The sequence below is a fragment of the Deinococcus depolymerans genome (assembly GCF_039522025.1).
GTDB classification, from domain to species: Bacteria; Deinococcota; Deinococci; order Deinococcales; family Deinococcaceae; genus Deinococcus; species Deinococcus depolymerans.
Genome location: NZ_BAAADB010000004.1, coordinates 271,817 through 279,340, shown reverse-complemented (window position 1 = coordinate 279,340; position 7,524 = coordinate 271,817). Strand labels below are relative to the sequence as shown.

The 7,524-nt window shown below is 71.6% G+C and carries 5 protein-coding genes; 3 read left to right on the top strand and 2 right to left on the bottom strand.

The genetic code is table 11. The annotated features are described in order from the left end of the window. Positions 1-32 precede the first annotated feature (32 nt). The gene (locus ABDZ66_RS03915) at positions 33-1,553 is read left to right on the top strand and encodes an ABC transporter substrate-binding protein (protein WP_343756285.1); all 1,521 of its coding nucleotides are present in this window, start codon (positions 33-35) and stop codon (positions 1,551-1,553) included. Then, on the top strand, positions 1,550-2,686 hold the full coding sequence (locus ABDZ66_RS03910) for an exo-beta-N-acetylmuramidase NamZ family protein (protein WP_343756283.1): 1,137 nt from the start codon (positions 1,550-1,552) through the stop codon (positions 2,684-2,686). The genes ABDZ66_RS03915 and ABDZ66_RS03910 overlap by 4 nt, the downstream gene beginning before the upstream one ends. A gap of 324 nt (positions 2,687-3,010) precedes the next feature. Here the strand turns inward: ABDZ66_RS03910 and ABDZ66_RS03905 are convergent, their stop codons facing one another. Then, on the bottom strand, positions 3,011-5,194 hold the full coding sequence (locus ABDZ66_RS03905) for a putative bifunctional diguanylate cyclase/phosphodiesterase (protein ID WP_343756280.1): 2,184 nt from the start codon (positions 5,192-5,194) through the stop codon (positions 3,011-3,013). Positions 5,195-5,465: 271 nt separating this feature from the next. On the opposite strand from ABDZ66_RS03905, the gene ABDZ66_RS03900 reads away from it, so the two are divergent. Further along, positions 5,466-7,130: a GGDEF domain-containing protein gene (locus ABDZ66_RS03900; RefSeq protein WP_343756278.1), complete on the top strand. Its 1,665-nt coding sequence runs from the start codon at positions 5,466-5,468 to the stop codon at positions 7,128-7,130. A 189-nt stretch (positions 7,131-7,319) separates the two neighbouring features. Here the strand turns inward: ABDZ66_RS03900 and ABDZ66_RS03895 are convergent, their stop codons facing one another. Then, positions 7,320-7,454 (bottom strand): hypothetical protein, encoded by a 135-nt coding sequence (locus ABDZ66_RS03895; RefSeq protein ID WP_343756276.1) that lies wholly within the window; start codon positions 7,452-7,454, stop codon positions 7,320-7,322. Positions 7,455-7,524 lie beyond the last annotated feature (70 nt).

The following is a 7,524-nucleotide window of genomic DNA, read 5'->3' as shown; positions in this document are numbered from 1 at the left end:
ACAGGCGGGGTTCTGACAGACGAAACTCTCGAGTGGGAGCTCTTTTGACACGTCCGGGGATAGGCCCCGGACGCTCCCATTTCAGTGGTGTCGGGCATAGTTCCAGCCAACTACCGAACCTCCGGCGCGGCGTGAAATGGAGCGACGGCCAGGACTTCAACGCCGACGACGTGCTGTTCACCCTGAACGACGTCGCCGCGAACACCGGCCTGAAAGCCAACCAGTCCGCCGTGTTCCGCGTCGGCAGGGACCCCCTGACCTTCGCGAAGGTGGACGCCCACACCGTGAAGGTCAGCGCGCCCCGCCCGTACGGCGCGATGCTGCAGGCCCTGACCTTCGTGCCGATCCTCCCGCAGCACAAACTCGCGCGCTTCAACCCGCAGCGCGACCCGGACGGCTTCATGAAAGCCTGGGCGACGAACACGCCCCTGAAGGACATCGTGGGCACCGGGCCGTTCATGCTCAGCAGCTACACCGTCGACCAGAAGGTCACCCTGACCCGCAACCCGCACTCGTGGCGGCGCGACCCGGCCGGCACGCAACTGCCGTACATGGACCGCCTGGAGTACCTGATCATCAAGAGCCCGGACGCGCAGATCGCATCGTTCCGGGCCGGGCAGCTGGACTCGGCGCCCATCACCGGCGCGCAGTTCCCGGATCTGAAACGCCAGGAGGTGGCCGGCGCGAACTTCCGCGTGGTGCGCGGCGTCGGCCTGAACAACCCCCCGGTCCACTGGGCGCTGAACCAGGACAGCCGCGACCCCTGGCTGAAGAAGGCCTTCAGAGACCTGCGCTTCCGCGAGGCCATGCAGTTCGCCGTGAACCGCGAACGGATCATCGACACGGTCTTCAACGGGCTGGCCAGCCTGCCCGGTCACGGCGTCGCCCCCATCAGCGAGTGGTACACGAACACCCGCGGGTACCTGGGCGGCTACAACCTCCAGAAGGCCGCCGTGCGCCTCGACAGCCTCGGGTACCGCGACACCAACCGCGACGGCATCCGCAACTTCCCCGGCGGCGGCCCGAACGTCGAATTCAACATTCTGCACGCCGCCGACAGCGCCACCATGCCCGGCATCGGCACGATCCTCCAGAGCGACCTCGCGCGGATCGGCGTGAAGGTCAACCTGCAGGGCGTCACGGGCAGCACCGTCCTGTCCACCGCCCTGAGCGGCAACTTCGAATCGGTGCTGTCCACCTTCGGGGACCAGCCGGACCCGCAGCTGCGCAAGGACATCTGGCAGCCCGGCGGGGCGCTGCACTACTGGCGCCGCAGCCTGCAACCCGCCCAGGAGGGCGGCGTGCCCGACCTCGCCGCCATGACCCCCAGCGAGCGGCGCACCTACGACCTCTTCGCGCAGGCCGAGGCGCTCGGGAACCAGGCGCAGCGCCGCAAGCTCTACAACGAGTGGCAACTTCTGTTCGCGAAGAACCTGCCGGTCATCCTGATCGCCAAGCCCGACTCGGTCGCGGCGTTCCACGCCCGCATCGGGAACTACTACGTCAGGGGCGGCGCGGTCATCAGCAGCAACTACTCCGTCTTCGAACGGTGAGCGCCGCACACACGACCCCCCCTGCGGACGGCCCGCGCGTCGGGCTGGAGCACCTGCTCGCCCGGCCCGGGCAGGCCGCCGGGTGGGGCCGCACCGGGCTGCTCACCAACCCCAGCGGCGTCACCGGTGACCTCACGCCGGCCGCCGTGGCCCTCGCCCGCGCCGGACTGATCCCCGAACGCCTGTTCGGACCCGAACACGGCGTGGACGGCAGCGGCGCTCCCGGCGAGGCCCCGGAACTCGAACGGGACGCCGCGAGCGGCCTGCCCACCACCGTCCTGTACCACCTGAGCGCCGGGGAGACCGCCCGCCGCCTCGCGGGCCTCGACACCCTGATCGTGGACCTGCAGGACGTCGGCGTGCGCTTCTACACCTACGTCAGCACCGTCCGCGACGTCCTGCGCGCCGCGCGCCTCCGCCCGCTGCGGATCGTGATCCTCGACCGGCCCAACCCGCTGGGCTTCACGGTCGAGGGGCCGCTGCTCGACCCGGCCTTCGAATCGTACGTGGGCATCAGCGCCCAGCTGCCGCTGCGCCACGGCCTGACCATCGGCGAGGTCACCCGCGTCCTCGCCGCCGCCGAGGACGTCCCCGTGCAGGTCATCCCCACCGACGCCCCGGACGGATGGCACCCGCAGCGGCCCTGGGTGCCGCCCAGCCCGAACCTGCCGGACCTCGACGCGACCGCCCTGTACCCCGCCGGGGCGCTCGTGGAAGCGCTCGACGCCAGCGAGGGACGCGGCACCGCCCTCCCGTTCCGGCTGTTCGGCGCGCCCGGCCTGGACGCCCAGGCACTCGCCGCGCGCCTGAACGCCCTGAACCTGGGCGTCACCGCCCGCCCCGCCCACTTCACACCCACCACCAGCAAACACGCCGGGCAACGCTGCGCCGGCGTCCACCTGCACCGCACCGGCCCCGCCGGCGACCTGCTGCCGCTGGGTCTGGCGCTGCTGACCGCCCTGGAGGAACAGGGCGCCGCCCGCAACGCCGACTGGCTGCAGAAACTCCTGGGCGTGCCGTCCGGCGACCTGCCTGCCACGCCCGGAGCGGCCCTGCACGCCGCCGCCGCGTGGCAGGACGCCGCCCGCGCACACGCCCGCACCCTGCGGCCCCACCACCTCTACGCCCGCTGATACGGACTCCGATTGAATGGCTTACAACGCCGTTCAATCCGAGCGAAGCGAGTGGGAGAAAACCGGGTTCCGGACGTGGAGTTAACAGATCGGTGGTGTTAACGAAACAAACGGAATCCGTATGACCTCCACCGGATGCGGGCTGCCGTCTGTTTCGTTCACATCCCGCCAGCCCACCGGGGGGCCAACGCCACGCCCGGCAGCCCGTCGCGCTCCCACGCTGCGCAGCAGCGCTCCGAGTCGCCTGCGCCCGGATTGCAGGGTGCTGGTCACCCGTTCAATCCGGGTCCGTACCAGTGGCGTGCCGGGCGGTCGGGCCGCCGGTCAGGGGTGGGGCGCGTTCAGGTTCAGCTGCTGCGGGGCCTGGGGGCGGGCCAGCAGGAAGCCCTGCACGTGAGCGCAGCCGCAGGCCTGCACGAACCCGAGTTCCTCGGGCTGTTCGACACCCTCGGCGACGACCACGAACCCCAGTTCCAGGCCCAGCCGGACGACGCTGCGCAGCAGCACCTGCCGGCGCGCGTCGAGGTGCACGCCCTGAACGAGCAGCCGGTCGAGTTTCAGGAAGTCGATCGGCAGCTGACTCAGCAGCGCGAGGCTGGAGTACCCGGTGCCGAAATCGTCCAGGGCGATGCGGATGCCCAGGGCTTTCAGGGCGTGCAGTTGCCGCGTCACGCTGGGAAGGTCCTGCGCGGCGACGGCTTCCGTGACCTCCAGCGTCAGCCAGCGGGGATCCGCGCCCGTCCGGTTCAGGGCGTCGCGGACCACGTCCGGGAAGGTGCCGCTGGTGAACTGCGTGACGCTGACGTTCACGTTCACGCTCAGCGGAGCGCGGCGGTGGGCGTTCCAGCGGACCGCCTGAGCCAGCGCCTCGCGCAGCACGAAGGTGCCCAGCTCGTTGATCAGGCCGCTGGTCTCGGCGACCGGGATGAACTCGGCGGGACTGACGGTGCCCAGCAGGGGATCCTGCCAGCGCAGCAGGGCTTCGAGGGAGCGGGTCTCGCGTTGCGGGACTGCCACGACCGGCTGGTAGTGCACGCTGAGCGTGCCGTTCGTCACGGCGCGCTGCAGGCATTCCTCCAGGCGCAGTCGCCGCTCGACGTCGGCGGCCATGGCCGGTTCGAAGCGGCGCACGGCGGGGCTGTGCCCGGTCCAGGTGTGCTTGAGGGCCAGGTCGGCGTGCCGCAGCAGTTCGGCCGGGGTGTGGCCGTCCTCGGGGTGCAGCGCGTACCCCAGCCGGAACGACACCTGCACGGCCTGCCCCTCCAGGCCGAAGGTGCCGTTCAGGCGGTCCAGGAGCTGCGCGGCCCAGGTGCCAGCCGGGTCGTCCTGGCCGCCTGAGCGGAACAGCAGCAGGAATTCGTGCTCCGTGAGGTGAGCGGCGACCCCGCGGTCGTTCATGGCGTCCCGGAGTTCCTGCGCGACCCGCTGCAGCAGGCGGTCGGTGCCCTGCCGCCCCAGCCGGTCGAGCAGGTTCGGGAAGTGATGCAGGGTGAGGATCATCACGGCGGCCCGCTGGGCCGGGTGCGGCGCGCACAGCTGCTCCAGCAGGCCCGTCACCTGCCGCCGGTTGGGGAGTCCGGTCAGCGGGTCGTGCAGCGCCTGCGCTTCCAGCTGCCGCTGCAGCAGGTAACTGGCGGTCACGTCCGTGAACGACACGACCGCGCCCACCTGCTGCCCGCCTTCGATCAGGGGAATGGCGTTCAGGGACGCGATGATCCAGCCGCCGTCCGGGCGGGTGAACAGCACCTGGGTGTCGCGGACCGTCACGCCTGTCCGCAGGGCGCGTACCGCGGGGTACGCCTCGACGGGCAGCGGGACGCCGGCGGGATCCATCAGCCGCCAGCGGGGGTCGAACACGTCCGGGAAGTCACGCAGGTCCGTGACGCCCGTGATCCGGTGCGCGGCGGCGTTCGCCTGCATGGCGCGCCCGTCCGGGTCGATCAGCATGACGCCTTCTTCCAGCACCTCCAGCATGGCCGATGCCTGCGCCTCGCTGCTGCGCAGCGCCTGCAGCAGCTGCGCGCGTTGCAGGGCGGGCAGGATCTGCCGCGCCAGCCGCTGCAGGCCGTCCAGTTGCGCCGTTCCCAGCCGGTGACGGACATCCAGCGCCACCAGCGCCGCCAGGTGGCCCCCGTCGTGGACCGGGACGATCAGCGTGGTTCCGAGTTCTTCCAGCTGCGCCCGCAGGGACAGGGTGCCCGCGGGCCACGTGGCCGGCAGGGGATCGGGGAGGTGGAAGGGCCGCTCGCCGTGCAGGGCCGCCGTGAAGGCGCTGCCGGCGTCGAGCGTGAAGACCGGCCAGGAGGCCAGGGGGGTGGGAGGCAGCTGTTCGGTGCACAACACCCGGAACGTTCCGTCGGCGGTGCCGGCCACGGCGATCAGGCCGCCGCGGGCGCCCGCGTAGCGCATCAGGTCACGCAGGACCTGCTGATGAATCTGACCGGGATCATGCAGGGCGCCCAGGGCGGTCACGCCGGCGTCCCAGCTCGGTGAAGATTCGTCACTCATCAGACACCCACATGGAAAGGAAACGGCACTCAGGGAAACGCTCCCTGTCCGGACTCAGGAGTAAAAGGGAAGAACTGCCCCGAGTCTAGCGGACCGCCCCCGCCGGGCGTGTGGAGTTTCCGCACATGGCCGGTCCGGGACCCTCCCCTGCATGAAGCGACCGTTTACCCGCTTCCCCTCCTTGATGGCGTACTGTCGAGACAGGATGGACGGTCCCGGCAGCGCCGAGCCACCCGGTAGGCATGCGCGGCCTACCGGGACGGTTCGCAGCGTGCTGGAAGGACTGACGCGGCTCGAAGACCTGCTCGGCCGGGGCGCGGACCAGGACCGGATCCAGGCGGTCGCTGCCGCCCTGGCCGGACAGACGCTGCGCGCCGACCTGATCCTGCAGTCGTCACCGGCACGCCGGCAGCTGTGGGCGGCAACCGACGCGGGGCCCCCCGGCCCGGCGGCCCCGGACCCGCCGGGAGGGCCGTCCGGTTCCCTGCGGTTTGCGGTTCCCTGCTGCGGGGGGGCCGAGTGGGAGGCCGTCCGGCTCGACCCGGCCCAGCCCTGGACGGCGGACGAGCAGGCCCTGGCCGGCACGCTCGGCGTCCTGCTGCGCCAGCTCGAGACGCGCCGGCAGCAGCGCCACACGGTCGAGCACCTCGAACGGCAGCTGCAGCTCGCCCTGGACACCGCGCCGCTGCTGCTGTGGGCGGCCGATCCGGCCGGGACGGTGCAGCTGGCCGCCGGCCGCGGCCTGACCGCGCTGCACCTGCGCGGCACGCAGCTGGAGGGCCGCTCCATTCATGACCTGCTCAGCGGCGTCCCGAGGGTGCCGGACCTCGTGCGGCGCGCCCAGCAGGGCGAGACCGTCAGTGGCCTCGTGCAGCTGGGCGCCCGCACCTTCGAATCCTGGTACCTGCCGCTGCCCCCGCCGGACCACCCGGGCAGCGTCCTGGGCATCGGCTACGACGTGACGGAACTGCTCGAGTCCCGGCAGGCCGCCGAGACCGCGCGGCGGCAGGCCGAGACCCTGCTGCGGCTCTCGCGGGTTCTCGACGACCACCAGACCCTCAGCCGCGCCGCCCAGGACGTCCTGGCCCTGCTGGTGGATCACTTCGGGTCCGGCTGGGCGGCGCTGTGGGGGCATCAGACCGGCTGGTTCCGCCTGATCGTCAGTCAGGGGGAGGTGCCGCTGCCCCTGCGTAACTTCCAGGAGCGCGGCATTCCGGACTCCGACCGTTACGGTCAGGCGCTGCTGTCCGGTCAGGCGGTGTTCCTGGGCGGCGACCAGCTGCCCGGCGCCGTGCGGACGCTGGGCCTGAACGCGGCCGCCATGATGCCGGTCACGCTGGACGCCGTGACCGGTCCGCGCATCCTGACAGTGTACCGCTCGGACCCGCCGGTCTGGACCGAGCCCGAACGCGACCTGCTGTTCGCCGCGGCGCGGACCGTGCAGGTCGCGCACCGCCGCCTGGAATCCCTGCACCGCCTGCAGGCCGAGGCGGCCACCGACTCCCTGACCGGACTGGGCAACCGGCGTTCTTTCGAGCGGGCGCTGAACACCGCGCTGCATGCCGGCCCGTGCCTGCTGGTCTCCACCGACCTCGACGGCCTGAAACGGCTGAACGACAGCGAGGGCCACCCGCGCGGGGACGCGCTGCTGCGCAGGTTCGCCCAGGCGCTGCGCGCGGCCTTCCCGCCCCAGGCGTCGGTGTTCCGGCTGGGCGGCGACGAGTTCATGGTGATCCTGCCCGGAACAGTCCGCGCCCACGACGCGCTGGCCCGGGTGGTGGACGCGGCCCAGCAGCTGCGTGACGCCGGGTTCCGGGGGGCGTCCGCCAGTGCCGGCGCGGCGAGCGCCCCCGACGAGGCGAGGACCGCCGAGGACCTGATCCGCCTGAGCGACACCCGCATGTACGCCATGAAAGCCTCACGCCGGTCGCCCTGACAGCGGCGCCCGCGCAGCCTGCCCGTGTGATACGGATTCCGTTTGTTTCGCCAACAGTCCGGAACTTCACCGGATTGCCGGCTCCACGTCCGGAATCCGCCCAGCTCCCACTCGCTTCGCTCGGATTGAATGGGCTGCAAAGACCATTCAATCGGAGTCCGTATGAGGCGATCCCAGCCGGGCCGAGGGTCAGCCGGCGGGGCGGATCAGGGCGTACAGCAGCAGGACGTTGACGCACAGCAGGACGTTCGAGAGGTGCGTCACCCACCGGTCATCGCGTGCGCCCCGTGCCTTCCGGCGTCCCCTGCCTCTCTTCCGTGCCATCGGTGCGCGAAGGTAGCACCCGCCGCCGCGCGCCCACTGCGAAAAAATCGGCAGTCCGTCCCACCCGGCG